This is a genomic window from Micromonospora sp. NPDC049679, from assembly GCF_040659735.1.
Classification (GTDB): domain Bacteria; phylum Actinomycetota; class Actinomycetes; order Mycobacteriales; family Micromonosporaceae; genus Micromonospora_I.
In genome coordinates this window covers 88,276-112,481 of sequence record NZ_JBFANZ010000015.1, presented here as the reverse complement: position 1 = coordinate 112,481, position 24,206 = coordinate 88,276, and the positions used below count along the sequence as shown (strand labels likewise).

General features: G+C 73.6%; 23 protein-coding genes and 1 pseudogene. 10 read left to right on the top strand and 14 right to left on the bottom strand.

All coding sequences use genetic code 11. The annotated features are described in order from the left end of the window. Window positions 1-419: 419 nt before the first annotated feature. The 8 genes from AB0J06_RS12705 to AB0J06_RS12670 form a co-directional block, all read right to left on the bottom strand. Window positions 420-1,136 (bottom strand): hypothetical protein, encoded by a 717-nt coding sequence (locus AB0J06_RS12705; RefSeq protein WP_357427736.1) that lies wholly within the window; start codon window positions 1,134-1,136, stop codon window positions 420-422. Then, window positions 1,112-1,942 (bottom strand): hypothetical protein, encoded by an 831-nt coding sequence (locus AB0J06_RS12700; protein WP_357427734.1) that lies wholly within the window; start codon window positions 1,940-1,942, stop codon window positions 1,112-1,114. The genes AB0J06_RS12705 and AB0J06_RS12700 overlap by 25 nt, the downstream gene beginning before the upstream one ends. Window positions 1,943-1,971: 29 nt before the next feature. Beyond that, entirely contained in the window at window positions 1,972-2,325 is a 354-nt protein-coding gene (locus tag AB0J06_RS12695) for a hypothetical protein (protein WP_357427732.1), read from the bottom strand. After that, complete coding sequence (locus AB0J06_RS12690) at window positions 2,322-2,942, bottom strand: hypothetical protein (protein ID WP_357427730.1); 621 nt, start codon at window positions 2,940-2,942, stop codon at window positions 2,322-2,324. Before AB0J06_RS12690 ends, AB0J06_RS12695 begins: the two co-directional genes overlap by 4 nt. A 229-nt stretch (window positions 2,943-3,171) precedes the next feature. After that, the gene (locus AB0J06_RS12685) at window positions 3,172-6,570 is read right to left on the bottom strand and encodes an error-prone DNA polymerase (protein ID WP_357427728.1); all 3,399 of its coding nucleotides are present in this window, start codon (window positions 6,568-6,570) and stop codon (window positions 3,172-3,174) included. A 30-nt stretch (window positions 6,571-6,600) separates the two neighbouring features. Continuing rightward, complete coding sequence (locus AB0J06_RS12680; RefSeq protein WP_357427726.1) at window positions 6,601-8,202, bottom strand: DNA polymerase Y family protein; 1,602 nt, start codon at window positions 8,200-8,202, stop codon at window positions 6,601-6,603. Next, window positions 8,199-8,981, bottom strand: coding sequence for a hypothetical protein (locus tag AB0J06_RS12675; protein WP_357427724.1), 783 nt, complete (start codon window positions 8,979-8,981; stop codon window positions 8,199-8,201). The genes AB0J06_RS12680 and AB0J06_RS12675 overlap by 4 nt, the downstream gene beginning before the upstream one ends. Before the next feature lie 313 nt (window positions 8,982-9,294). Then, complete coding sequence (locus tag AB0J06_RS12670) at window positions 9,295-9,744, bottom strand: SAV_6107 family HEPN domain-containing protein (RefSeq protein WP_357427722.1); 450 nt, start codon at window positions 9,742-9,744, stop codon at window positions 9,295-9,297. Between the two features lie 473 nt (window positions 9,745-10,217). Between AB0J06_RS12670 and AB0J06_RS12665 the strand changes: the two genes are divergently transcribed. From AB0J06_RS12665 to crtI, 8 genes and pseudogenes are all read left to right on the top strand, one after another. Then, window positions 10,218-11,204, top strand: coding sequence for an EamA family transporter (locus AB0J06_RS12665; RefSeq protein WP_357427720.1), 987 nt, complete (start codon window positions 10,218-10,220; stop codon window positions 11,202-11,204). 13 nt (window positions 11,205-11,217) lie between these two features. Then, window positions 11,218-11,469: pseudogene (locus tag AB0J06_RS12660) on the top strand (type IV toxin-antitoxin system AbiEi family antitoxin domain-containing protein); the annotation flags it as partial. Window positions 11,470-12,405: 936 nt separating this feature from the next. Beyond that, window positions 12,406-12,894 (top strand): YbaK/EbsC family protein, encoded by a 489-nt coding sequence (locus tag AB0J06_RS12655; protein ID WP_357427785.1) that lies wholly within the window; start codon window positions 12,406-12,408, stop codon window positions 12,892-12,894. Continuing rightward, a complete protein-coding gene (locus AB0J06_RS12650; RefSeq protein ID WP_357427718.1) occupies window positions 12,891-13,628 on the top strand; it encodes a monooxygenase in 738 nt (245 codons plus the stop codon). The genes AB0J06_RS12655 and AB0J06_RS12650 overlap by 4 nt, the downstream gene beginning before the upstream one ends. Beyond that, a complete protein-coding gene (locus AB0J06_RS12645) occupies window positions 13,625-14,176 on the top strand; it encodes a GNAT family N-acetyltransferase (RefSeq protein WP_357427716.1) in 552 nt (183 codons plus the stop codon). The genes AB0J06_RS12650 and AB0J06_RS12645 overlap by 4 nt, the downstream gene beginning before the upstream one ends. Further along, window positions 14,173-14,961 carry a carotenoid biosynthesis protein gene (locus tag AB0J06_RS12640; protein WP_357427714.1) on the top strand — a complete coding sequence of 263 codons (789 nt, stop codon included), beginning with the start codon at window positions 14,173-14,175 and terminating at the stop codon, window positions 14,959-14,961. The genes AB0J06_RS12645 and AB0J06_RS12640 overlap by 4 nt, the downstream gene beginning before the upstream one ends. Beyond that, entirely contained in the window at window positions 14,958-16,085 is a 1,128-nt protein-coding gene (locus AB0J06_RS12635) for a glycosyltransferase (protein WP_357427712.1), read from the top strand. Before AB0J06_RS12640 ends, AB0J06_RS12635 begins: the two co-directional genes overlap by 4 nt. Further along, window positions 16,082-17,560: a phytoene desaturase family protein gene (gene crtI, locus AB0J06_RS12630; RefSeq protein ID WP_357427710.1), complete on the top strand. Its 1,479-nt coding sequence runs from the start codon at window positions 16,082-16,084 to the stop codon at window positions 17,558-17,560. Before AB0J06_RS12635 ends, crtI begins: the two co-directional genes overlap by 4 nt. Window positions 17,561-17,729: 169 nt before the next feature. Here crtI and AB0J06_RS12625 read toward each other — a convergent pair whose 3' ends face one another. From AB0J06_RS12625 to AB0J06_RS12615, 3 genes are all read right to left on the bottom strand, one after another. Beyond that, a complete protein-coding gene (locus AB0J06_RS12625) occupies window positions 17,730-18,410 on the bottom strand; it encodes a CDP-alcohol phosphatidyltransferase family protein (RefSeq protein WP_357427708.1) in 681 nt (226 codons plus the stop codon). Window positions 18,411-18,445: 35 nt separating this feature from the next. Further along, window positions 18,446-19,363: a methylenetetrahydrofolate reductase [NAD(P)H] gene (metF, locus tag AB0J06_RS12620; protein WP_357427706.1), complete on the bottom strand. Its 918-nt coding sequence runs from the start codon at window positions 19,361-19,363 to the stop codon at window positions 18,446-18,448. 166 nt (window positions 19,364-19,529) lie between these two features. Continuing rightward, entirely contained in the window at window positions 19,530-19,826 is a 297-nt protein-coding gene (locus tag AB0J06_RS12615; RefSeq protein ID WP_357427704.1) for a hypothetical protein, read from the bottom strand. 224 nt (window positions 19,827-20,050) lie between these two features. Between AB0J06_RS12615 and AB0J06_RS12610 the strand changes: the two genes are divergently transcribed. Both AB0J06_RS12610 and AB0J06_RS12605 read left to right on the top strand, forming a co-directional pair. Then, complete coding sequence (locus AB0J06_RS12610) at window positions 20,051-21,520, top strand: helix-turn-helix transcriptional regulator (RefSeq protein ID WP_357427702.1); 1,470 nt, start codon at window positions 20,051-20,053, stop codon at window positions 21,518-21,520. A gap of 9 nt (window positions 21,521-21,529) precedes the next feature. Continuing rightward, window positions 21,530-22,609, top strand: a complete 1,080-nt coding sequence (locus AB0J06_RS12605; RefSeq protein ID WP_357427700.1) for a polyprenyl synthetase family protein — start codon at window positions 21,530-21,532, stop codon at window positions 22,607-22,609. Window positions 22,610-22,674: 65 nt separating this feature from the next. On the opposite strand, the gene AB0J06_RS12600 is transcribed toward AB0J06_RS12605, so the two are convergent. The 3 genes from AB0J06_RS12600 to AB0J06_RS12590 all read right to left on the bottom strand — a co-directional run bounded on the left by AB0J06_RS12600 (window position 22,675) and on the right by AB0J06_RS12590 (window position 24,200). Continuing rightward, window positions 22,675-23,202, bottom strand: a complete 528-nt coding sequence (locus AB0J06_RS12600) for a barstar family protein (protein ID WP_357427783.1) — start codon at window positions 23,200-23,202, stop codon at window positions 22,675-22,677. A gap of 267 nt (window positions 23,203-23,469) precedes the next feature. Continuing rightward, a complete protein-coding gene (locus AB0J06_RS12595) occupies window positions 23,470-23,826 on the bottom strand; it encodes a lycopene cyclase domain-containing protein (RefSeq protein WP_357427698.1) in 357 nt (118 codons plus the stop codon). Then, entirely contained in the window at window positions 23,823-24,200 is a 378-nt protein-coding gene (locus AB0J06_RS12590) for a lycopene cyclase domain-containing protein (protein WP_357427697.1), read from the bottom strand. The genes AB0J06_RS12595 and AB0J06_RS12590 overlap by 4 nt, the downstream gene beginning before the upstream one ends. Window positions 24,201-24,206 lie beyond the last annotated feature (6 nt).

Genomic DNA, 24,206 nt, shown 5'->3' with positions numbered 1-24,206 from the left:
CATTTAGGAGAAACGGAGCACGAACCGGGTGGATTCGCGTAGGACGGCCGTAGCACCGGCGAGATCGGCGAGGCGCGCGGCGACGGTCGCCATCGCCAGCCGCTCCGGTAGCGCCACGCTGGCTTCTCCTTCCGCTGCTTCGCGAGCCGGTCGACTGCGCGCGGGGTGAGCGTCACCGGCGGGTCCGCATCGAGCAGCACCTCGCGCATGGAGCATGCCGTCGTCGCTGTCGAGGTAGCCGGATCGACGAGATGCCGCACGATCGGTTCGGCGCACCGACCGAAGGGGTGCAGTCCGTTCGGGTTGCCGCATTGCGGGAAGTTCGTCAGGGGTCACCGGAGGTGAACCTACCCACGCCACCCCGTGAGCCCACGACACGCCGACCTACCAAAGCCCTACTTCGCGACCCAGAGATCTCGCTAACGTAGGTCGTCGAGGACGTCGGCAGCCAGGCCACGCAGAATCTCCCGATGCTCCGCCAAGGCATCGTCCCAAGCGGATCGCTCCAGCTCGGCAACCTGGTAGTAGACCGTGAACTCGGCGTTGCTGGACAAAATCGACAGCTTTATGGTGACGCGGTCCTTGTGGATGCTGAGGTAGGCCTTGTCCTCCAGAGCTGGTTCGGGCTTCCAGTACACGGTCGAACCGTCCGCGACGTACCGGTCGAAGAAGCGCTGGAACTGCTGCGCCGTCGCCTGGTCCGCCGGCAGCGGCCCGTCGCTGCGATTGAGGGAGAGGAGCACGCCGACCGATTTCTCGCCCTCACCCCAGGTGCAGTTGACGATCTGCGCCACCGGTGTGTCCACGTTCCCAGGCCCAGGTTTACCGGCACCGGTTCTCCCCACCGAGGCGGCGGTCGCGCCGGTCAGCGTCGGGCACACACCGGCGAGCTTCGTCCACCGGCCCGTGAACGACGTTGTCGGCACCGCGGGCACCGTGGTCTGGCTCTCGCGCTCCGGTGGTCGGGATCCAGCACATCCCGCCGGCAGCGCCAGCATCAGGACCGACAGCGAGGCCCGCGCGAGCCGAGAAAATCGCCCCACTCTCCGCACCATGGTTCTCCTCTTCAGCCTTCGGTCGTCATGCCTGCCGCCGGTCGCCGGCGACACCGTCACGACGACACCGGCGCCGGCCATGTCCCGTCCGGCGTCAGTCCGGTCAGGTCCGATTTCGACGTCTCCAGGGCGAGGATCTGGTTGAGTACTTCCGCGATCCGGGCGCCCAGTGCGGTGATGTAGCCGATGACCTGCGAGACGGCGGTGCCGATCACCTCAGAGATATGCGCCAGCGCCTCCATGACCTGGGTGATGGCGCCCGCGCTGGCGGCCGCCAGGTCGACACAGGTCGTGGCGACCGCCCCGTAGACCTCGCCCATGCGCGCTCCCAGGTCCGCCATGTACGTCATGTTGGCGGTGGCGGCGTCACCGAGGAACGAAGCCAGCGACTCCACCTTGTCGGAGGCGTTGGTGAGCGCGTTCTGCTGGTCACCGACCCGCTTCTCGTAGGTGATCTTCGCGGGTCCGCGCCAGAAGTCGATTTCGCCGGACCCGGTCATCTCCCCGTACATGCCGGTCAGCGGACGGTTGATCTTGTCGCCCAGGTCCAACGCCCGGGAAAACAGCGAACCGACCGCGATGGAGCCGGCGACCGACTTCTCCGCCTTCTCCAGCAGCTCGCTGATCTTGTTCGTCGCCCGTTCGAGAAGCTGCCGGATCTCGTCCAGCCCTTCGCTGATGTCGTTGTTGAAGAACTCGAAGAGGGAGTCGATCCAGCTGTCCTCGAGTTCCTTCTGCGCGTTCGAGATGAAGGTGTTGACGCGGCTGATCAGATTGTCGAGTTCGGTTCGGATCTTCGCGATGAACTGCTCGACCAGGGACACCGCCCTGTCGAAGCCCTCGATCGAGATCGGAGTGTACGCGGAACCGCCGCCGGGAGACGTCACGCTGTGGCCCTTCAGATGCGCGGAAACCGTCACGACTTTGCGATCTTGTCGAAGCTGGCGGCGCTCCGGCCGTCAGTCTCGTCGTACTCGTTGGCACACTTCTTCAGCGCGTCGCCCAACTCGTTAAATCGCTGTGCCGCGTCTCTGAACAGCTGAGTGAGCCAGCCCTGCGTCGTGGTGTACGCGCCGTGCTGGTCCACGGTCGTCATGGCGGCCGACACGTCGATGACCGCGAACGCCGCCGGCTGCAGCGTCATGGACGCCATCTGCTGGGCGATGGTCTCCGTCGTGTCGGCGAATCCGTACCACTTCTTCGCCTCGGCGCGGATGCCCTCGGTCGCGGCCTCGATGGGGGCTGAACTGAACCAGTTGTAGTCGGTCACCGCCGCGCCCCCTCCCCGACGAACCAGTACGCCGGGTCCTGTTCCCGACTCGCCTGCCGCAGCGCCGCCCTGGCGTCCTCGGCCAGCCGGTCCGTGTCCAGTTCGGAGAGCGACTGGACGTCGACCTCGCTGCCGGTGATGGCGAATCCGACCAGGTGCAAACGGAAAAGCCCCGACGGGCCGGAGATCGACCGCGGCTGGCCGGAGTCTCGGAGTTCCGCGACCCGATCAGCAATCGTCATCAGGGCGTACCCCCGCTCGACCTTCGCCTCCGCAGCGGCCCACGCCGCCCACGCGTCGCGCGATGGCCCCGACGCCGAATCCCCGGCCGAAAACGGATCGTCCCGTGGTGCGGCTGGGACCTGCCGGCCACGGCGACGCAGCGTCATCCTCGCCAGCATGGCCTTGTCCTGAGCGAACTGAAGGGCGTCGAGAATGGCCGAGGCGATGCCCGACGGGCCCACCGAGTACCACCAGTCAGCGCCGATGCCGAGATCCACGAACTCGCCGCGGGCGTCGACCGTGCAGGTGACCGTGGCGGTCCGGTCCGTCGCCGAGATGCGTTCCAGCCCGTCGACCGGCCGGTTCGCAGGGACGCGCGAGAGTGACTCCTCCATCTGCCGTACGAACTGCCGGGCCTGATCGAACCGTGGATCGCCCCTTGTGACCGTACGTGATGTGTGAAGCACGTCTCCCCCGCTGGTCCCGCGTCCCGTTCCAGTAGCCGGCTGACAATATCGCCGGTCACGGATCGTAGCCGCACCGCGCAACGGCGCTGGCCTTCCAATCGCTTGGCGCCTGCCCTTGCGGGTCGAGGTGTCCGTATTCCAGCCGCCTTGGCCCGAGTCAGCGGAAGTCCCGGGAGGCGGGGCTGACCGGCGCGGTGATCGCGTCGAGCCGGTCGGCGGTCAGGTTGAGCACCCCCTCGTGCTTCTCCAGCCGGCCCCGCACCACCAGCGCCGCACTGGTCCGCGCGACCGTGCGGTAGCGCTGCCACAACCCCGGCGAACAACTCACGTTGAGCATGCCGGTCTCGTCCTCGAGGTTCAGGAACGTGACCCCGCCAGCGGTCGCCGGCCGCTGCCGGTGGGTCACGATGCCGCCGACCCGGACCCGCCGTCCGTGCTCCACCCGGCCGAGCCGCGCGATCGGCACCGCGCCGAGTGAGTCGAGCTGCGGCCGGATGAACCGCGCCGGATGCGTCTCCGGCGACAGGCCGGTCGCCCAGACGTCGGCGACCAGTTTGTCCACCTCGTCCAGCCCGGGCAGGGTCGGTGCCGTCGTCGCGGCGATCGTGCCGGGCAGCCGGTCCGGACGCTCCTGCGCGGCCGCCCCCGCCGCCCAGAGCGCCTCGCGACGGCTCAGCCCGAAACAGGCGAAGGCGTCCGCGGTGGCCAGCGCCTCCAACTGCGCGGTCGTCAGACCCACCCGGCGGGCGAGCTCCGGCATGCTCCCGTACGGGCCGTTCGCCACCCGCTCCGCCGCGATCCGCTCGGCCAGGTCATCGCCGAGCGTGCGCACACTGGACAGCCCCATCCGCACCGCCGGACCACCCAGCCCCCACTGGTGCGGCGGCTCGCCGGGCGCGCTCCCCCACCGGGTCTCCCTCGCCGACTCCAGCACCGCCTTGGCGTGGCTGGCGTTGATGTCCGGGCGCCGCACCTCCACCCCGTGCCGGCGGGCGTCGTCGACCAGGGTCTGCGGCGAGTAGAAGCCCATCGGCTGCGCATTGAGCAGCGCGGCCAGGAACGGCGCCGGGTGGTAGCGCTTGAGCCACGAGCTGGCGTAGACCAGGTAGGCGAAGCTCATCGCGTGGCTCTCCGGGAAGCCGTAACTGGCGAAGGCCGACAACTTGAGAAAGAGATCGTCGGCGAGCTCGCCGATGATGCCCCGCTCGGCCATCCCGGCGTAGAGCCGTTCCTTGATCTGCGTCATCCGCTCCATCGAGCGCTTCGACCCCATCGCCCGGCGAAGCTCATCGGCGCCGCCCGCGTCGAAGCCGGCCACATCGATCGCCAGCTGCATCAACTGCTCCTGGAACAGCGGCACCCCGAGCGTCTTCTCCAACGCGTTGCGCATCAACGGATGCGCGAACTCGACCGGCTCCAGGCCGTTCTTGCGCCGGATGTACGGATGCACCGAGCCGCCCTGGATCGGACCGGGTCGGATCAGCGCCACCTCGACGACAAGGTCGTAGAAGCACTCCGGCTTGAGCCGGGGCAGGGTCGCCATCTGCGCCCGGCTCTCCACCTGGAACACCCCGACCGAGTCCGCCCGTTGCAGCATCGCGTAGACCTCGGGGTCGTCCAGCGACATGCCGCCCAGGTCGAGTTCGGACTCGATCATGTCGTACGCGTAGTGCAGGGCGGAGAGCATGCCGAGGCCGAGCAGGTCGAACTTGACCAGTCCGGCGCTCGCGCAGTCGTCCTTGTCCCACTGCAGCACCGTGCGCCCCGGCATCCGCCCCCACTCCACCGGGCACACCTCGATCACGGGCCGGTCGCAGATCACCATCCCACCCGAGTGGATACCCAGATGCCGCGGAAAGGTCTGCAGCTCGTTGGCGTACGCCACCACGTGCTCCGGGATACCTTCGACGTCGACCGCGGCGACGGACCCCCACCGGTCGATCTGCTTGCTCCAGGCGTCCTGCTGTCCCGGCGAGAAGCCGAACGCCTTCGCGATGTCGCGCACCGCCGACCGCGGCCGGTAGGAGATGACGTTGGCGACCTGGGCGGTGTGCTCCCGGCCGCACTTCGCGTAGACGTGCTGGATGACCTCCTCGCGCCGGTCGGACTCGATGTCGACGTCGATGTCGGGTGGACCGTCGCGCTCCGGGGCGAGGAAGCGCTCGAAGAGCAGGTTGTGCCGGACCGCGTCGACGTTGGTGATGCGCAGCGCGTAGCAGACCGCCGAGTTGGCCGCCGAGCCGCGGCCCTGGCAGTAGATGTCGTTGTCCCGGCAGAACTGGACGATGTCGTAGACCACCAGGAAATAGCCGGGGAAGCCCAGCTCCTCGATCATCCGCAGTTCGTGCTCAAGCTGCTCGTACGCGCGTGGATGTGCGGCGCGCGGGCCGTAGCGTTCCAGCGCCCCACGCATGGTCAGCTCGCGCAGCCAGCTCATCTCGGTGTGCCCGGCCGGCACGTCGTAGTCGGGCAGCTTCGGCGCGACCAGATGCAGGTCGAAGGCGAGCTCGGCGCCGAACTCCGCGGCCCGGGCGACCGCACCCGGATACGCGGCGAACCGGGCCGCCATCTCGGCGCCGCTGCGCAGGTGGGCGGTGGCGGCGGCGGGGAGCCAGCCGTCGATCTCGTCGAGGCTGCGCCGCGCGCGGACCGCGGCGAGCGCCGTGGCGAGTCGGCGGCGCGACGGGTTGGCGTAGTGCACGTTGTTGGTGGCGACCGTGGGCAGGCCGTGCCCGCGGGCCAGCTCGTCGAGCGCGTCGTTGCGGTCGCCGTCGAGCGGATCGCCGTGGTCGGTCAGCTCGACGGCCACGTTCTCCGCGCCGAAGAGCGCGGTCAACCGGTCCAGTTCGCGCGCGGCCCCCTCGACCCCCTCGGTGAGCAGCGCCGACGGCACGAGTCCCTTGCGGCAGCCGGTGAGCACCAGCACGTGGTCGCGGAGCTCCGCGGCGAGCTCTTCCAGCTCGCCGTAGACCGGGCGCCCCTTCTCCCCGCCACGCAGCTGTGCCCGGCCGATGGTCCGCGCCATCCGCGCGTACCCCTCGGGGCCGTGCGCGAGCACCAGCAGGTGCCGCCCGAGCGGATCGGGCTCCCCGGTACGGATCGCCGAGCGCCCCCGGTCGGCGGCGGCCTCGCCGAGCGAGAGCTCGGCGCCGAAGATGGTGGGCAGGCGCAGCGCGCGGGCCGCGTCGGCGAAGCGGACCACGCCGTAGAACCCGTCGTGGTCGGTCACCGCGAGCGCGGTCAGCCCCAGCCGGACCGCCTCCTCGGCCAGTTCCTCGGGGTGGCTGGCCCCGTCGAGGAAGCTGAAGTTGCTGTGGCAGTGCAGCTCGGCGTAGGGCACGTCGGCCGGATCACGGCGCGCGCCGGCCGCCGGCGGTTCGTACGCCGGCCGCTTGCGCGTCCACGCCGGCGAGTCCCCGCCGTCACCATCGACGGCGAGCGGGTCCACCACGTGCAGGTGGCCGGCCTCCCCCGGCTTCGCGCGGCCCTCGCCGGAACGGCCGGAGAGCGTGCGCTCCAGCTCCGACCAGGACATCTTCGGGTTGTGGAAGCTCATCGCGTGCTCACCGGCCTGGTCGTCCCCGCGCTAGTCATAGATCGCCTCCACCGACCACTGCCCCGCGGCGAGGGAGAGCAGCAGCGCCGTCCCGTCGGCGAGGCTGACCTGGAACCGGGCCCGCCGCCGCGACTCGGCCGGCGCCCACCAGCGCTCGTCGACCGGCCACGGACCCGCCCAGCCGACGATCTCCACCAGCGCCTGGCTCCCCACGGCGATGCGGGCCGGCGCGGCGCTGACCTCCAGCCGGGCGGTCACCGCGACGAGCTCGCCGGCGACGTCGTAGACCGCCGCGGGCAGCGGCGTGGGCAGCACCAGGGCCGGCGCCGGCGCCGGCAACCGGCCGGGCCACGGCGGAACCGCGCGGCCGTTGTCACCATCCTGGGCACCCGGCCGGGTCGGCACGCGCTCGTCCCCCCACGGCACCAGCCGCACCTGGTCCCCGGGGGAACGACCGCCACCGAGCACCGGGGTGACCACGGACTCCGGACCGAGGATGCCCTGCACCCGGCTCAGTGCCCGGTGCGCGCGCTCCCGCTCCTCGCCGGTCTCGCCCCAGAGCCCGGGCTGCAGCCCGACGTGCGCGAGCACCCCGTCGGGGATCAGGCGTAGCCGGATGATCCCGGAGGTCGGCCGGGGCGGCATCACCCGACCGGCGCCGCCCGGCCGGACGCGTCCCTGCCCGGAGAGCCATCCGTCGAGCTGCCAGCGCACCCGGTCGGCGATCGCCGCCGCGGTCAGCAGCCCGTCGTGCCGCCAGACCCGGTGCAGCTCCTGGCCGTGCGCCGTCACCGCCTCGATGCCGAGCCGGGTGCAGGCCAGGCCGTACCGGGCGAGCGTGTCGTGCAGCCGCTCGGCGAGCGACCGGGCGGCGAACGCGGCCACGTCGACCCGGTCGATCGGCTCGTCGTAGGTGTCGGTCACGTCGAGATCGACCGGGGGGCGACGCGCCGCGAGCGGCCGGTGGTCGCGGCCGGCGGCGAGCCGGTGGGCCAGCGCCGCGTCGAACCCGAACCGGGACAGGACGTCCGCGGCGGGCAGCGCCGCGAAGTCCCCGAGGGTACGTACACCGAGCCGGCGCAGCAGGTCGGTCAGCGTAGGACGGCCGAGCGCCCCGACGGGCAGGCCGGCGAGGAACCGTGGCGTGGCGCCGGGCTCGACGATCTGACCGGCGCGGGCGGCCATCCCGGCGGCGAAGACCCCGTCGGCGATCCCGATCTGGCTCTCCACCGCGCACGTCTGGGCCACCTGTTCGATGATCTGCTCGGCCGCCCGTTCCTCGCCGCCGAAGTAGCGCGCCGGCCCACGGGCGGCGAGCGCACAGGCGCCGGGGCGCACCACCTCCACGCCGGCGGCGATCTCTTCGACGGCGGCGACCACCGGCTCGAACGCGCGCGCGTCCCGGCCGGGATCGTGGTCGACCGTCGTCAACTGCGGGCAACGGCTCTGCGCCTCCCGCTTACGCAGCCCGCGACGCACCCCCTCGGCCCGGGCCGCCTCGGAACAGGCCACCACCCGGTTGGCGTGCAGCACGGCGACCGGCGTGGACGCCGGGACCCCGTCGACGATCTCGGCGGCGATCACCGGCCAGTCCGGACACCAGACGAGCAGCGTGCGCACCGGAGCGGTCACGACGCCGACCGCCCGACGAGGGTGAGCGCGGCGCGGCGCGCCGCCGGCCCGGAGCGGGTCGGGACGAGCGGGCTCCCGGTCGTGGCGGGCGGCCTTCCGGTCGCGGTGACGGCGCGGGTCGCCCCGTCACCGGGCATCCAGACCTTGACCTCTTTGGGGCGGGCCGCCGCTCCCCGACCCCGTGCGGAGATGGTCACCTCACGTCGGCGCAGCCGTCCCCGGCCCTGTCCGAGCCCCTCCCACATGCCCCGCATCACCTGGAGCGTGACGTCGGCGCCCTCCCACGGGCCGTACGGGACCAGCACGCTGCCGCGCTGCCGGGCCCGCGCCGCCAGCCGGGTGGCGACCGAGGCGGTGAGCGCCGGCGGAACGGCGACGACGACGACGTCGACCCCGTCGATCAGCGCGGCGACCACGGTCGCCCATTCGGGCCCCGGATGGGGCACGAGAGCGAGCCGGTCGAGCGCGATGCCCACGTCGGCGGCGGCGACCGCGCCGAAGGTGGGCACTCCGACGACGGCGCACCACGATCCCGAGCGCGACGCCTCGGCGAGCAACGCGAGCACCAGCGAACTCCCGCCGCCGCGCGCGGGACGGCCGCTCGCGACCGCCACCGTGCTGCCCCGGCGCAGCCCGCGGTTGGGCAGCAGCCCACTCAGCTCGGGCAACACCGGCAGCACCCGGTGTGCGCCGGCCGGATCCGGCTCACTCGCCGGTCGGACCAGTCCCGCCGCGACGGCGGACAGCGCGGTGGCCCCGACCACCATCCGGCCCGCCATTATCTCGCCCCCGTGTTACTCATCTGATTTCTTCGCTTGAGTGGATCCCGAAATGCATTAACGGCACAAAATGGACTTGCGATGGACAAGCTCGCCCCGACGGTGGGGCGACGATTTCAGTGGGTTACGCGCCAGGCACGCGACGCGTCACGCGCCCTCTACGAGGGCGGGCGCCGCACGCTGCCGCCGCACGCCGCCGATCCGCGTGGGCGACGCTGCACGCTGCACGCCGCCGATCCGTGTGGCGCTGCACGCTGCCGACAGTGTCGGCGTCGGCGTCGGCGTCGGCGTCGGCGTCGGCGTCGGCGTCGGGTCAGGCTGCCAGGCCGTCGAGGACGGGCTGGTGTGCCACGCCGAGCGCCACCTCGACCACCGCCACGAACTGCTCCGCGGCGCGCAACAGGTCATCCGCCTCCCGGGCGCTCACCACCCGGGGGATGCCCGCCTCGGCGGCGGCCCGCTTGCTCGCGCCGGCCGCGAAGAAGGTGGCCCACTCGTCCAACTCGGGAGCGACCATCAGCAGCAGCGTCCAGACATTGGTGACGCGGTTGCGCCGGGTGGGCGCCGGTCGGGCACGGGTGGCGAGCATCGCCGCGGCGGCGCGCAGAGCGGCCAGGTGCGCGGCGGCGTAGCGCAGCCCGTCGGGGCGCGTCACCGCCGCCTCCGCCAGCCCGTGCCGGGCGATGACGAGCAGCTGGGCCGGGGTGCGGTGCGGTAGCACATGGGCCGGCACCGTAGGCGGCTGAGCCGGGCTGGTCGGCATGGGACTGTCTCCTCCGGGTCGCCAATTCGGGGTGTCGCGCGGTCGGGTCGAATCCGACCGCCGACACCTGGATCGAAGAGCCCGCCCGCGGAGGAAGACGCGGCCGTGCGTGGCCGGCCGGGTGTGATGCTTCCCCACACCCACCCGGCCGGCTGTGCCGGCGGGTCCGCTGTCCGCCACCCGGGGGTCGAGGGCGGCGGACAGCGGTCCTGCCTGTTGGGCTCGGACCCGCGAACGTCCAGAACCCTGTGCGGTCCGCGGAACCGCACCGCCGGGAGCCGCGCCGCGAATCGCCGCTCCCGATCAGCTAGCACGGGCGTTCGAGTGAATCGAACACTCGTTCTAACTACTGGAGACAGTACACCCCGCCGCCGACAAAAAAGCAACGTCCCGCGCGGCGAGTTCGCAGGTCCGCGTCGCGTAAGGGGCCCGGCAGAATCCGCCCGTGACACGTACCCCGGTAGCCTCACCGCGTGACGACTCGGCGACCGGCTCTCGGCGTGGCGATGGTGGTCGGCTCGGGCGTGCTGTTCGCGGTCAACGGCACCGTGTCGAAACTGGTCCTGCGCGCCGGCATCGAGGCCCCGCAGCTCACCCTGCTGCGCGCGGCCGGCGCCTTCGCCGGCCTGCTCCTGCTGAGCGTGGCGCTGCGTCCCGGCGCCCCCCGGCTCCGGGTCTCCCGCCACGAACTGCCGCTCCTCGTCGCGTACGGCCTGACCGGCTTCTTCCTCGTCCCCATGCTCTACTTCGTGGCGATCTCCCGGATGCCGGTGGGGATCGCGCTGCTGTTCGAATACACCGCTCCCCTGCTCGTCGCGCTCTGGGCCCGCTTCGGCCAGCGCCAGCGGGTGCGCCCCCGGCTCTGGGCCGGCCTGACCCTGAGCCTCGCCGGCCTGGCGTGCGTGGCCGAGATCTGGGGCGACCTCAAGCTCGACGGCCTCGGCGTCCTCGCCGGACTCGGCGCCGCCGTCATGCTCGCCTTCTACTACGTGCTCGGCGCGTACGGCGTGACGCGGCGCGACACGCTGTCCCTGACCACCTGGGCGTTCGGCGCCTCGGCCGTGGCCGGGCTACTCACCCGGGCGGTGACCGCCGGCAGCGGCGGGTGGGAGCCACTTGCCGCCCGTACGGACGGCGGCATCCCGGTCATCGCGCTCTGCGGCTACGTGATCGTGCTCGGCTCGATCGCGCCCTACCTCCTGGCGGCCGCGGCGCTGCGGCATCTGCCGGCCACCAGCGTCGGGATCGTCGGCATGGTCGAGCCCGTGATCGCCGCCGCGGTCGCCTGGCTCGCCCTCGGCGTCGGCGAGGCGCTCAACGCCGCCCAGCTCGCCGGCGGCGCCCTCGTGCTGGCCGGCGTGGCGCTGGCCGAAACGGCGCGCGTCGCGGGGGCACCCCCGCCGGTCCCACCCGCCCCCGACGTCATCGCCCCCACCGGCCAGCAAACCGTGTCTTCGTGATCGCGAATGATCGGTGTGGTCATGGCCCCACCGATCATTCGCGATCATCGGGAGCGCCGGCTGTGGACAACCCGCGTGTCGTCCACAGCCGGTCGACAGGCTCTGGCGCCGTACGAGTGAGGGCAGCAGTCTGGGCGGCGTGTTCGAGGAGATCTGTCGGCACCAGCGCGGGGTGGTGACCCGGCAGCAGGCGGTCGCCTGCGGCCTCACCCCGGAGCAGATTCGGGCCCGGCTGCGCTCGGGGCGCTGGCGACGGCTGTTCCCCGGGGTCTACGCGACGTTCAGCGGCACACCACCGCGTTCGGCCCAGCTCTGGGCGGCGCTGCTGACCGCCGGCGACGGCGCCGTGCTCAGCCACGAGACCGCGGCCGAACTCTGCGGGCTCCTCGACGCGCCCCGACCGGCCATCCACGTCACCATCCCGGCCGCCCGGCGGGTCCGCCGGATACCGGGGATGGTCGTACACATCTCGAAACACCTCGACGCGGCCCGCCACCCCGGCAAGGCGCCGCCGCAGACGCGCGTCGAGCAGACCGTGCTCGACCTGACCCAGACCGCACGAACACTTGACCAGGCGCTGTCCCACCTGACCAGGGCGGTGGCCCGCCGGCTGACCACCGTCCAGCGGCTGCGCACCGCGCTCACCGCGCGCAGGAAGGCGCGGTGGCGGGCCGAGATCAACGCCACCCTCTCGGACGTCGAGGAGGGCTGCCATTCGCCACTGGAGCTGCGCTATATGCACGACGTGGAACGCGCACACGGACTGCCCGCCGGGCTGCGGCAGGGGCGGCGCGCACGACGGGGTGGCCGGTGGTACGACGACGTGCGCTACCCAAGCTACGACACGCTCGTCGAGGTCGACGGACGCGCGGCGCATCCGGAGGACCAACGGTGGCGCGACCTGCACCGGGACAATGCCGGGGTCGCCGAAGGGCTCAGCGTGCTGCGGTACGGCGCGGCGGACGTGACGACCCGCGCGTGCGCGGTGGCGGCGCAGGTCGCCGGGGTGCTACGGCGCAACGGCTGGACGGGGCAGGCGACGCCCTGCGGGTCCGACTGTCCGGTGCGGCCCGATGATCCGGAACGATCAGTGGGGTCAGGGCACCACGAATCATTCGTGATCACGCGGCGGGCGCGCGAGGGCGGCGCGCCGATGCAACCCGCTGGTCAACCCGGGGTCACCACGAGCAAGATAGGCACTATGCAGCGACACCCGAATGTGCAGGCGGTGCAGGACGCGCTGGACAATGCCGGCGCGCGGGACGGGTCCGGCGAGGCGTGCCGGGTGCGGCTCCTGCCCGAGGCGGTGCACACGGCGGCGGCGGCCGCGACCGCGCTCGACGTCGAGGTGGGGCAGATCGCCAACTCGCTGATCTTCGACGCGGACGGCGAGCCGCTGCTGGTGCTCACCTCCGGCGCGCACCGGGTGGACACCGCACGGGTCGCCGCGACCCTCGGCGTGACCGGCGTCAGGCGGGCCACCCCCGAGTTCGTCCGCGAGCACACCGGCCAGCCGATCGGCGGGGTCGCCCCGCTCGGGCATCCCAAGCCGGTGCGCACCCTGGTCGACACCGCTCTCGCCGGGTACGACGAGATCTGGGCGGCCGGCGGCGTACCTCAGTCGATCTTCGCCACCACCTACCCGGAGCTGCTGCGAGTCACCGCCGGCACGCCGACCGCAGTGGCGTGAGCGACGTATCTGAGCTGGTCACCCTGCACGTCTGGCGGGTGCCCCGCCGGGCGCTTCCCCGTGCCCTGACCCGGATGGCGCTCGACCCGCGCCGGCTACGCCGCACCGCGGGAGTCCGCTTCGGCAAGCTTCTCGGCACGGGCACCGGCACCGGCTTCGGGCCGACCGACACGGATCTGACCCGGTGGGCCGCGCTGGTGGTGTGGGCCGACCCGGCCGCCGCGGCGCGCTTCGACGCCACCGGTGTCGGCCGGGCCTGGCAGCGCATCGCCACCGCCGGAGCGCGTCTCGACCTGCGCCCGCTGGCCAGCCGTGGCCGGTGGTCGGGGATCGAACCCTTCGGTCAGCCGGACGGCGGGCGGAGCGACCGACCGGTGCTGGCGTTGACCCGGGCCCGGCTCCGGGCGCGGCGGGCGCCGACGTTCTGGCGCGCGGTCCCGCCGGTCGCGGCGGCGCTGCGGAGCGCGCCGGGACTGCTCGCCCGGTTCGGCGTCGGCGAGGCCCCGATCGGATGGCAGGGCACAGTGAGCGTGTGGCGCAACGCGTCGGACCTGGTGCGGTTCGCGTACCGTCACCCGGAGCACCGGGCGGCGATCGCGCGTACGCCGACGGAGCGGTGGTACGCGGAGGAGCTGTTCGCGCGCTTCGAGGTGCGTGACGTCGCCGGGGACCGGGCAGTGCTCGGTTGGGTGGGGGACGACGGTGAGGCGAACGTGAGGAGCGGGCACGCATGAGGTTGGTGCCGTGGCAGCCGGATGATCTCGTCCGGCGGTTGGATGACGTGGTCACCGTCTACGGCGAGGCGATGGGTTACCGCGCCGAGCTGCTGGAGTCGCGGCGGGGCTACATCGCGACCCACGCGCGTCGCCCCGGTTTCCGGGCGGTCGCGACGCTGACCACCGAGGGACAGCTCGCGGGCTTCGGCTACGGATACACCTCCGCGGCGGGGCAGTGGTGGCACGACCAGGTGCGCGGCCCGCTGGATGAGGCGACCCGCCGGAGATGGCTGACCGACTGCTTCGAGGTGGTGGAGCTGCACGTACGGCCCGCCGCGCAGGGGCACGGGCTGGGCGACCGGCAGCTGCGGGCGCTGCTGACCATGGCGACCGGCACGACGACGCTGCTCTCCACACCCGAGACCGACGAGCAGACCTCGCGGGCCTGGCGGCTCTACCGGCGGTACGGCTTCGTCGACGTCCTGCGCGACTTCCGCTTCCCCGGCGACGAGCGGCCCTTCGCGGTCCTCGGACGGGACCTGCCGCTGCCGCCGCCCGGGCAATGATCCGCCGCCGACCGTCCCGGGCGCTGCCGACCGCCTGGGCGATGCTGGCCTGTCTGGTGCTGGCGCAGATCGCCTACCCACTGACCGGCGGCGCCGCCCGGGCCCGGCTCACCGTCGTCACCGTGGTGCTCGGCTATCTGCTGTCGGTGACCCACGCGCTGCTCACCCGGGGCCCGCGCACCGCCGTCGCGCTCGTGCTGGTCACCACCGGGGGCGGCCTGGCCGTCGAAGCGGTCGGGGTCGCCACCGGCGTGCCGTTCGGCGACTACGACTACTCCGGCGGTCTGGGCCCGAAGCTGCTCGGGGTGCCGCTGGTCATCCCCCTGGCCTGGACCTGGATGGCCTGGCCGGGGTGGCTCGCGGCGCTGCGCCTGACCCGCTCGCCCGCCGCCCGGATCATCGTGGCCGGGGTGGGGCTGGCGACCTGGGACGTGTTCCTCGATCCGCAGATGGTCTCGGCGGGCTACTGGACGTGGCACGACCCGACCCCGGCGCTGCCCGGCGTACCCGGCATCCCGGTCGGCAACTACCTCGGCTGGCTGGTCGTCGCGGTGGCGATGATGGGGCTGCTCGGGCTGGTCGGCGGAGCCGCCCCGCGGCCCGCCGACGCGGATCAGCCGATGTACGCCCTCTACCTCTGGACGTACGCCTCGAGCGTGCTGGCGCACGCCGTCTTCCTCGACCTGCCCGCCTCGGCGGTCTGGGGCGGGCTGGCCATGGCGCTGGTCGCCCTGCCACTGGCCGTCACGCTCGCCCGCCCGCGACGCCGGGCCGTGCCGGTGTGAGCTGGCTGCTCACCGCGGCCGTCGCCGCGCTCACCGCGCATACCGCCGTCAACGCCGGCCGCTGGCTGCGTCGACCGTCGGCTACGCCATCCACAGTGGATGAGCCGGTCACCGTGCTGCTGCCGCTGCGCGACGAGGCCGACCGGCTCGCTCCGTGCCTGCGCTCGCTGCTGGCTCAGGAAGGGCTGTCCCGGATGGAGCTTCTCGTCCTCGATGACGGCTCCACCGACGCCACCGCCGAACTGGTGCACGCGATCGGCGGCGACGACCCGCGGCTGCGGCTGCTCACCGGCGCCACCCCGCCGCCGGGCTGGCTGGGCAAGCCGCACGCCTGCCACCAGCTCGCCGCGGCCGCCGATCCGGCCAGCACCGCCCTGGTCTTCGTCGACGCCGACGTGGTGCTCGCCCCGCACGCCGTCGCCACGGCCGTGGCCACTCTCCGCGCGGCCGGGGTTGAGCTGCTCTCCCCGTACCCGAGGATCGTGGCCGGCTCACCCGGCGAGCGGCTCGTGCAGCCGTTGCTGCAGTGGTCGTGGCTGACGTTCCTGCCGCTGCGCGCGATGGAACGCTCACCGCGGCCGTCGCTGGCCGCCGCCGGCGGCCAGTTCCTCGTGCTGGACCGGTCCGGCTACCAGCGGGCCGGCGGTCATGCCGCGGTGCGCGACCGGATCCTGGAGGACATCGAGCTGGCCCGGGCGGTCAAGCGCGGCGGCGGCCGGATCGCCCTGGCCGACGGCTCCACGCTGGCCACCTGCCGGATGTACACGTCCTGGCGCGAGCTCTCCGCCGGCTACACCAAATCGCTCTGGGCGTCATTCGGCTCACCGGCCGGCGCCACGGCCGGCGTGCTGCTGCTCCTCGCGCTGTACGTCGTGCCGCCGCTGCTCGCGATCGGCGCGGCGCTCGCCGGCGAGGTCGGGATGGCGGCGGCCGGACTGTCGGCGTACCTGCTCGGGGTCGTCGGCCGCGCGGTCAGCGCGCGGGCGACCGGCGGACGCGCCTGGCCGGACGCGCTCGCCCACCCGGTCTCGGTCGCGCTCTTCGGCTGGCTGGTCGCGCGCTCCCACCACCTGCGACGTCGGCGGCGGCTGTCCTGGCGCGGCCGTCCCGTGGTGACGCCGTGAGCCACGTCGTCGTGGTCGGCGCCGGGGTCGGCGGGCTCGCGACCGCCGCCCGGCTGGCCGCCACCGGGCACCGGGTCACCGTCTACGAACGCGCCGAGACGGTCGGCGGCAAGCTCGGTCGGTTCGTCCGGGAGACGCCCGCCGGTCCGTTCCACTTCGACACCGGGCCGAGCCTGTTGACGCTGCCGCAGGTCTTCGCCGACCTGTTCGCGGCGACCGGCCCCGCCCCCGCGCCGCTGGAACCCGTGCCGCTCGACCCGATCGTGCGGCACGTCTTCCCCGACCGGTCGGTGCTGGACTCGTGCGCCGATCCGGCCACCTTCGCGGCCCGGATCGGCGCGGTCCTCGGCGCCGAGGCCGCCGAGGACTGGCAGCGGTTGTGGCGGCGCGCCGAGCGGGTCTGGCACGCCTCGTGGCGGGACATCCTGCGCGCCCCCGTCGATTCGCCCCTCTCCCTGGTCCGCCTCGGCTGGCGCTTCGGTGACCTGGCCGCCATCGCCCCGGGGCAGACGCTGCGCGGGCTCGGCCGACGGCATCTGCGGGATCCGCGGCTGCGGATGCTGCTGGACCGCTACGCCACCTACACCGGCGCCGACCCGCGCCGCGCGCCGGCCGCGCTGGTCGCCGTCCCCTACGCCGAACTGGCCTTCGGCGGCTACTACCTGCGGGGCGGCCTCGGCACGCTCGCCGACGCGCTGCTGGCCCGCTGCCGGGAACTCGGCGTGCAGGTGCGGACCGGCACACCCGTCACCGCCATCGACGCCGCCGGCGGTCGGGTGCACGGCGTACGCCTCGCCGCCGGCGCCCGGGTCCGCGCCGACGTGGTCGTGGCCAATGTGGACGCGCTCACCGTCTACCGGGACCTGCTGCCCACCCCGACCCGGCTGGCCGGGCTCACCGACCGGAGCCTCGCCGGCTTCGTGCTGCTGCTCGGGGTACGCGGCCGAACCCCCGGGCTGGCCCATCACACCGTCTTCTTCCCCGATGATTACGACGCCGAGTTCGACGCGGTCTTCGGCGATCCGGGGCGCGGTGTCGCGGCCCGCCCGGCCGCCGACCCGACCGTGTTCGTGACGGTCGCCGACGATCCGGCGGTCCGCCCGGACGGGCACGAGGCGTGGTTCGTCCTGGTCAACGCCGCCCGGCACGGCCGGGCGACGTCGGCGGTGGACTGGCGCCGGCCGGGGCTCGCCGAGGCGTACGCCGACCGGATCCTCGACGTGCTCGCGGCGCGCGGCGTCGACGTCCGCGATCGGCTGCTGTTCCGGGAAATCCGCACGCCCGCCGACCTCGACACGGCCACCGGCACACCGGGCGGAGCGATCTACGGCACCGCCGGCGGGCTGCTGCGCCCCGCGAACCGCGGTCCGGTGCGCGGACTCTTCCTCGTCGGCGGCGCCACCCATCCGGGCGGCGGCCTACCGATGGTCACCCTCTCCGCCCAGATCGTCGCCGCCGAAATCGGCCCCGCCTGACCCCTCCCCCCCCGGCGGCCACTGCCCCGTCGATCAAGGACGTATTCGCATGGATGGATCTCCGATCGGGTGAATACGTCCTTGATCGACGGGAAAGTCCTTGATCGACGGGGAGAGGCCGGACGCAGGGCGGCGGGGCGTGCGGGGTTCGGGGTTCGGGGCGCGGCGGTCAGCCCAGAGCGGCGCGGACGGCGGCCAGCAGTTGGACCAGGCCGAAGATGCTCAGCAGCACCCAGACCACGGCCACCAGGGTGACGATCCCCGCGGCCAGATCCGGCTGGATGATCGCGCCCGCCCCCGCGACCAGGAACCCGACCAGGGCGACGGAGACCCGGGTCGGGCGCTCCCCGACCGTCACCGCACCGATCTCCCGCATTCCCGCCGCCGCCGCGCGGGCACGCACATACTCGTGCAACCAGCACAGCACCCCACCGGCCACGACCAGCGGACCCGGTGCCCCGATCAACCAGAACGCCGCGAGCCATGCGGCCTCGCCGAGCCGGTCGGCGAGCGAGTCGTAGACGTAGCCCAGACGGCTGGCCTGCCCCGTGGTCACCGCGACGGCGCCGTCAACGCTGTCGGCGACCGCCGACAGCACGACGAGCGACGCGCCGAGGAAGATCCCGTACGGGGGTCGGGTCACGCTCAGCGGCACGGCCAGGCAGAGCAGCAGCCCGAACACGGTGACCGCGGTCGGCTTCACGCGCAGTCGGGCGAGCACGGTGCCCACCGCGTACGCCATGCGCAACCAGCCGCTCACCACAGGTGTGGCCAGGCGCGGGTCGAACCCGCCGTGCAACCGCGCCCAGGTGGTCGCGTATTCGTCCCAGTTCAGCCGGGTGCTCACCACGGATCAACCGCGCAGTGGGGGGCGAGGTGGCGGTCTCACACCCGCGCGCCGGCCTCGAGGTTCTGCCACACCTCACGCGTGGCGGTGGAGCGGTTGAGGGTGATGAAGTGGATGCCGGGCACCCCTTCGTCGAGCAGCCGGCGACACATCTCGCTGCATTGTTCGACGCCGAGCCGGCGCACGGCCTCCGGGTCGTCCGCGACGCGCTCGAACTGGGCGGCCAGCGCGGCGGGGAACGGCGCGCCGGAGAGCTGCCGCGACCGCTCGATGGTGGCCATCCGGGTCACCGGCATGACGCCGGCGACGATCGGCGTGTCGCAGCCCGTCTCCGCCACCCGGTCGCGCAACCGCAGGTAGTCGTCGGCGTCGAAGAACATCTGGGTGATCGCGAAGTCGGCGCCGGCGCGGCACTTGCGGACGAAGTGCGCGGTGTCGGTGGCCACGTCGGGCGAACGCGGGTGCTTGTACGGGAAGGCGGCCACCCCGATGCTGAAGTCACCCGACTCCTTCACCAGCCGGACCAGATCCTCGGCGTAGAGCACCCCTTCGGGGTGACGCACCCAGTCGCCCATCGGGTTGCCGGGCGGGTCGCCGCGCAGAACGAGCACGTTGCGCACCCCGGCCCCGGCGACCCGGCCGATCACGTTGCGCAGCTCGGCGACGGAGTGGTCGACGGCGGTCAGGTGCGCCATCGGCAGCAGCGTCGTCTCGGTGGCGATGCGCTCGGTGACCGAGACGGTGGTGTCGCGGGTGGAACCGCCGGCGCCGTAGGTGATCGACACGAACGACGGCCGCAGCGACTCCAGCTCGCGGATCGCCTGCCACAGCAGGCGCTCGCCCTCATCGGTCTTCGGCGGGAAGAACTCGAACGAGAACGTCGGGCGCCCGTCACGGATGAGGTCCCCGATCGACGGCTGTGAGCCGGGGAGGACTGATGGGAGACCGAGCGCCATTCCGCGACTCTACCGGCCGACGTGCCCGTCATCCGGTTCGTCCCAGCCCGTGGCGCCGCCGTGACGAGCGCCACGGCACTCGACGCCCGGGCACTCGACGCGACGGCACTCGACGCCCGGGCACTCGACGCCACGGCACTCGACGCTCGGGCACTCCGCGACGGCCTCAGTACGGTCCGGGCCGGTCGGGGTCGGGGCGGCGGTACCAGTCGGAGTGGGACGTGGCGCCCCGTGGGGCGCGCGGGTCACGCAGGGCGGCGACGAGCCCGCGCCGGGCGATCCGTCGGGGTCGGCAGGGCCAGGGGTCGCCGCAGGCACGGCAGAACGGGGATCCGGCCGCGTCGGGTCGGCCGCGTTCGTGGTCGCGGTGCAGTCGTAGGGCCAGCCGCCACATCATCGGCTGCCGCACCTGCTCGGGCGGTTCGTCGGGTGGATTGTCGGGATCGAACGGCAGCTCTGCCATGGGTCGCTCCTGGGCCCTCATCGGGGATCGCGACGGGTTGCGCGACGGCGACCAGCAAAGCGTCGTACCGGTCCGGTAGGGAGGAGCCAGCGGGTGGGGGCCAGGTGCTGGCCCCCGGGGGCCAGCGCACAGTGACGGGCCGGCACAGGCGACGCGGGGGCGTCGTGCCGGACCGCCGGGACGCGCCGCGTCGGGGGCATCACCGACGACCTTCGGAGGACGACGTGACACCGCCCATCCCCGGCCCCTTCGACGCGTTCCCGCCGCCGCTCGGCGCGCTCCTGGTCCAGCTGCGGCTGGCCCGCGGGTGGAGCCAGGCGCGCCTCGCCGAACGGCTGTGCGGGGCGTCCGGCGTACCGACGGTGAGCCGCCACGAGGTTTCGCGCTGGGAGCGGCAGGAGCGGATCCCGGCTGATTTCTGGCTCGGCTGGCTGGCGCGGGTGCTGGCCGCGCCCCTCGGCGAGCTGACGGCCGCCGCCCGGCGGGCACTGGAGCAGCGGGCCGCCGCCGGCAGCCCCGAGACCGCTTTCCGGCGCGCCCGCACCGATCTGGTCCGTGTCGCCCATGCCTGGCTCGCCGACCCGACCAGCGCCGCCACCCGGGACACGGCCGACCCGGACGACGGCGCGTACCTGACCGGCGGGGCGTATCCGGACGACGGCGGGGCGTACCCGGACGGCGGCGCGTACCCGAGGACCGACCGGAACGGGGCGCGACCGTGCCGTGGTCGACGCGGGGTTCCCCCCACGGACGCCGTCGCGGCCGAACTGGCGACCCTGCGCCGGATGGACGACACGGTCGGCGGTCTGGACCTTCTTCCCCTGGTCCGCGCGCGGCTGGCGGCCGGCACCCCACCGCGACGCCGTCGCATGCTCGGGCTGGTCGCCGAGTTCGCCCAGCTGGCCGGATGGATCTCCGCCGACGCCGGCGACCCGGTGGCGGCGCTGTCGGCGTACCGGCGGTCCGTCGCCGCCGCGTCCGGCGCCGCCGACCGCCCGCTGGCGGGGCACGCGCTCGGCTCGGCGAGCCATCTCCTCGTCGCGCAGGGGCGCCCGCGCGAGGGGTTGCTGCTGGCCCGCACCGCGTACGCCGGCGCCCGCCGCGCCGCGTCCCCGCGCACCCGGGCGCTCCTGCTGCACCGCGTGGCCTTCGCGGCCGCCTCCTGCCGGCAGCCGGGCGAGGCGGCCCGCGCGCTGGTCGCCGCGGAACGGGCGGCGGACCGCGCGGCGCGGCAGGCGGACCCGGCCTGGCTGTACTGGCTCGACGACGGCGAACTCCGCGCGATGACCGGGCGGTGCCTCGCGGCGCTCGGCCGTCCGCTGCGGGCCGAGCCGCTGCTCGCCGCCGCCGTCGCCCGGGGCGGTCCGCCGCGGTCACGGGCGCTCTACGGCGCGTGGCTGGCCCGCACGTATCTCGATCTCGGCGAGGCGGACCAGGCCTGCCGGGTCGCGGAGGTGGCGCTGCTGGACGCCGTGCGCGCCGGCTCGGCGCGGGCGGTGGCGCTGATCGACGGAGTGAACCGGCGGCTCGCACCGGTCCGGGACCGGCCGGCCGCGTGGCGGCACGCGGCGCTCGTCGCGGCCGCCCGACCCTACCTTCCGGAACCGGCCGGAACGCTGCCCGCATGCCCCGCGACCAGCCCCGTCGACGGGGCGGGAGGGTGGGGACCGGCGCCCCGCGCATCGACCGACTAGCGTCATGGCGTGACCGAACGTACCCCCGTCGCTCCGGTTGACCGCGCCGGCCTGCGTCAACGCATCGACAAGGCGCTCGCCGACTTCCTGGCCGAGCGGCGGCGCTGGCTGCACGGCGTCGATGACGCCCTGCTGCCGGTGGCCGAGGCGCTGGAAGCGTTCGTGCTGCGCGGCAAGCGGCTCCGCCCGGCCTTCGCCTACTGGGGATATCGCGGGGCGGGCGGGGTCGACACCGACCAGGTCGTGGCGACCCTGGCCGCGTTGGAGCTGGTGCAGGCGAGCGCGCTGATCCACGACGACCTGATGGACCGCTCCGACACGCGGCGCGGCGAGCCCGCCATCCACCGGCGGTTCAGCGCCCAGCACCAGGCCGCCGGCTGGCGCGGTGACGCCGACAGCTTCGGGGACTCCGCGGCGATCCTTCTCGGCGACCTCTGCCTGGTCTGGTCCGACGAACTGCTGCACAGCAGCGGCCTCGAGCCGGAGACGCTGGCCCGCGCCCGCCCGGTCTTCGACGAGATGCGCACCGAGGTGACCGTCGGGCAGTACCTCGACGTGCTCACCCAGGCCACCGGTGACACATCGGTCGACCGGGCGAGCAAGGTGGCGCGCTACAAGTCGGCCAAATACACCGTCGAGCGTCCGCTGCTGCTCGGCGCCGCGCTCGCCGCCGCGCCGGCCGAGGTGACGGCCGCCTACTCGGCGTACGGGCTGCCGCTCGGCGAGGCCTTCCAGCTGCGCGACGACGTTCTCGGGGTATTCGGTGACCCGGCGCAGACCGGCAAGCCCGCCGGCGACGACCTGCGGGAGGGGAAACGCACCTACCTGGTGGCGGCGGCGTTCGACGCGACGGACGAGGCCGGCCGGGCGACGCTGGAGCGCCGGCTCGGCGATCCACGACTGGATGCCGCCGGGGTCGGCCAGCTCCGCGAGATCATCACGGCGAGCGGGGCGCTGGCCCGCACCGAGCGGCGGATCGACGAGCTGACCGAGGGGGCGCTCGCCGCCCTCGCCGGCGTGGAGTTGGACGGTGAGTCGCGCCAGGTACTCGTCGAACTGGCCGCCGCGGCGACCCGACGGACGGACTAGACGGCACAGCGACAGCCGCCGCAGGCCCTGGGCGTGACGCGGCGGCAGCCCGCCCAGGGGCGGCGTCACAGCACGGGGATCGGCACGCCCTCGGGGTCGTTGACCGGGCCGGCCCCGCGCAGCAGCAGATAGAGCGGGGGCAGGCCGGCCGCGCGCCGGGCCTCGGCCGTCGTCGCGAACGTCTGGTAGGCCAGCGTCCACGCCTTCGGATCGGTGCGGGCGAGCACGCCGTAGCGGTCCCACAGCAGCAGATGTCCCCGCCCCGGGACCCAGGAGAGGTCGGCCAGGCAGTCGGCGAAGCCGTCCCAGGTGTGCCGGAACCACGCGGGGAACGCAAGCTCCTCGGCGTACCGCTCCAACACCTCCGTCGCTCCGGTCAGGGCACGGCCGTCGAGCAGATGGCTGGTCCAGCCGGCGGCGGAGAGCTCCCGACGTACGGGTTCGGGGTGCGCCCGGGACAGCCAGCGGTAGACGCCCGGATTTCTGGCTCCGCTCAACACCGCGTCGAGCCGGGGGGTCGTGGCCGGGCCGGACGGGCGGTCGAACCGGCCGCGGTTCGACGATCGGCTGCCGGCCGACCCATCGTGCCGCATCACCGCGGCACCTGCCGGAACCCGTGCACCGACTCCCCCTCGCCTCACCACTACGCCCCTCCCCCGACGCACGTCCCGTTTCGGCCCCCCGGCGCTGGACGTGCCTGCGCAGTCTGCTGCCCCGGCCCGGCGGAGGCAAGCCGCCGGGCGGACGATCCGACCGGGGCCCGTCCGGTGGAGCTCTTGGCGAGCGTGACGGAGGCGGGCGGCGACGCGTGATGTCCACCGCACGTGGCCGGCGACCGGTCCGTCGGGCCGCCGGCGCGGCTAGCGATCGCGGCGCAGCCGCCGCAGCAGCCGGCTGCCCTCACCCGCGGCGGGTAAGGGCTGCACGCCCCGCCGGCCCAGCCACACCCAGACCGACAGCGTGAGCAGGATCAGCGCGAACCCGAACAGCAGGTCTTCCACGGGGGCGTGGACCAGGCGTACGCCGACGATGGCGGCCGGGTCGTACCGGACGATGTCGCGGCCGGTGAGGATGCCGTTGGAGAGCAACTGGAAGAAGAAGATGATCGGGTAGGTGGCCCAGAACACGGCGCGCCGCACCAGGCGGGTGCGGAGCACGGCGAGGTCCACGACGAGCGCGCCGGCCACGCCGAGCAGCACGGCAGTGGTGTACGTCATCGCGCCTCTCGGCCGTCAGCGCCGGGCTCGTCGCCCACCCGCCAGCGCGGGTCCGTGCTCCCCGCCGGAGCGAGGACCGCCCGGACCGCCTCGAAGCCGAGTACGGCACAGATCGGCACGACGACGAAGAAGAGCATCTCGTCCAGGGGCAGGCCACCGGGGAGCAGCACCCCGGTGATCTGCTCCGGGTCGAACGTCCAGTGTCCGGCGGCGATGGCGGCGAGATCCCAGAGGACGAAGACGACGACGACCGGGAGCAACGTCAGCAGCAGCCGACGCCAGCGGCGCAGGACGTTGACGCGCAGCGCCGGCTCCAACCACAATGCGGCGGCCAGACATCCGACGAGGACGGCAAGGTAGGAGAAGTGCCGCACCCCCGG

What these genes read in the sequence shown, in the direction of transcription:
- AB0J06_RS12655 (WP_357427785.1), top strand. Translation starts at nt 12,406, where the DNA reads ATGCAGCGACACCCGAATGTGCAGGCGGTGCAGGACGCGCTGGACAAT.
- AB0J06_RS12595 (WP_357427698.1), bottom strand. Translation starts at nt 23,826, where the DNA reads ATGACGTACACCACTGCCGTGCTGCTCGGCGTGGCCGGCGCGCTCGTC.
- AB0J06_RS12685 (WP_357427728.1), bottom strand. Translation starts at nt 6,570, where the DNA reads ATGAGCTTCCACAACCCGAAGATGTCCTGGTCGGAGCTGGAGCGCACG.
- metF (WP_357427706.1), bottom strand. Translation starts at nt 19,363, where the DNA reads ATGGCGCTCGGTCTCCCATCAGTCCTCCCCGGCTCACAGCCGTCGATC.
- AB0J06_RS12640 (WP_357427714.1), top strand. Translation starts at nt 14,173, where the DNA reads ATGATCCGCCGCCGACCGTCCCGGGCGCTGCCGACCGCCTGGGCGATG.
- AB0J06_RS12675 (WP_357427724.1), bottom strand. Translation starts at nt 8,981, where the DNA reads ATGGCGGGCCGGATGGTGGTCGGGGCCACCGCGCTGTCCGCCGTCGCG.
- AB0J06_RS12705 (WP_357427736.1), bottom strand. Translation starts at nt 1,136, where the DNA reads ATGGCCGGCGCCGGTGTCGTCGTGACGGTGTCGCCGGCGACCGGCGGC.
- AB0J06_RS12615 (WP_357427704.1), bottom strand. Translation starts at nt 19,826, where the DNA reads ATGGCAGAGCTGCCGTTCGATCCCGACAATCCACCCGACGAACCGCCC.
- AB0J06_RS12670 (WP_357427722.1), bottom strand. Translation starts at nt 9,744, where the DNA reads ATGCCGACCAGCCCGGCTCAGCCGCCTACGGTGCCGGCCCATGTGCTA.
- AB0J06_RS12600 (WP_357427783.1), bottom strand. Translation starts at nt 23,202, where the DNA reads ATGCGGCACGATGGGTCGGCCGGCAGCCGATCGTCGAACCGCGGCCGG.
- AB0J06_RS12690 (WP_357427730.1), bottom strand. Translation starts at nt 2,942, where the DNA reads ATGGAGGAGTCACTCTCGCGCGTCCCTGCGAACCGGCCGGTCGACGGG.
- AB0J06_RS12645 (WP_357427716.1), top strand. Translation starts at nt 13,625, where the DNA reads ATGAGGTTGGTGCCGTGGCAGCCGGATGATCTCGTCCGGCGGTTGGAT.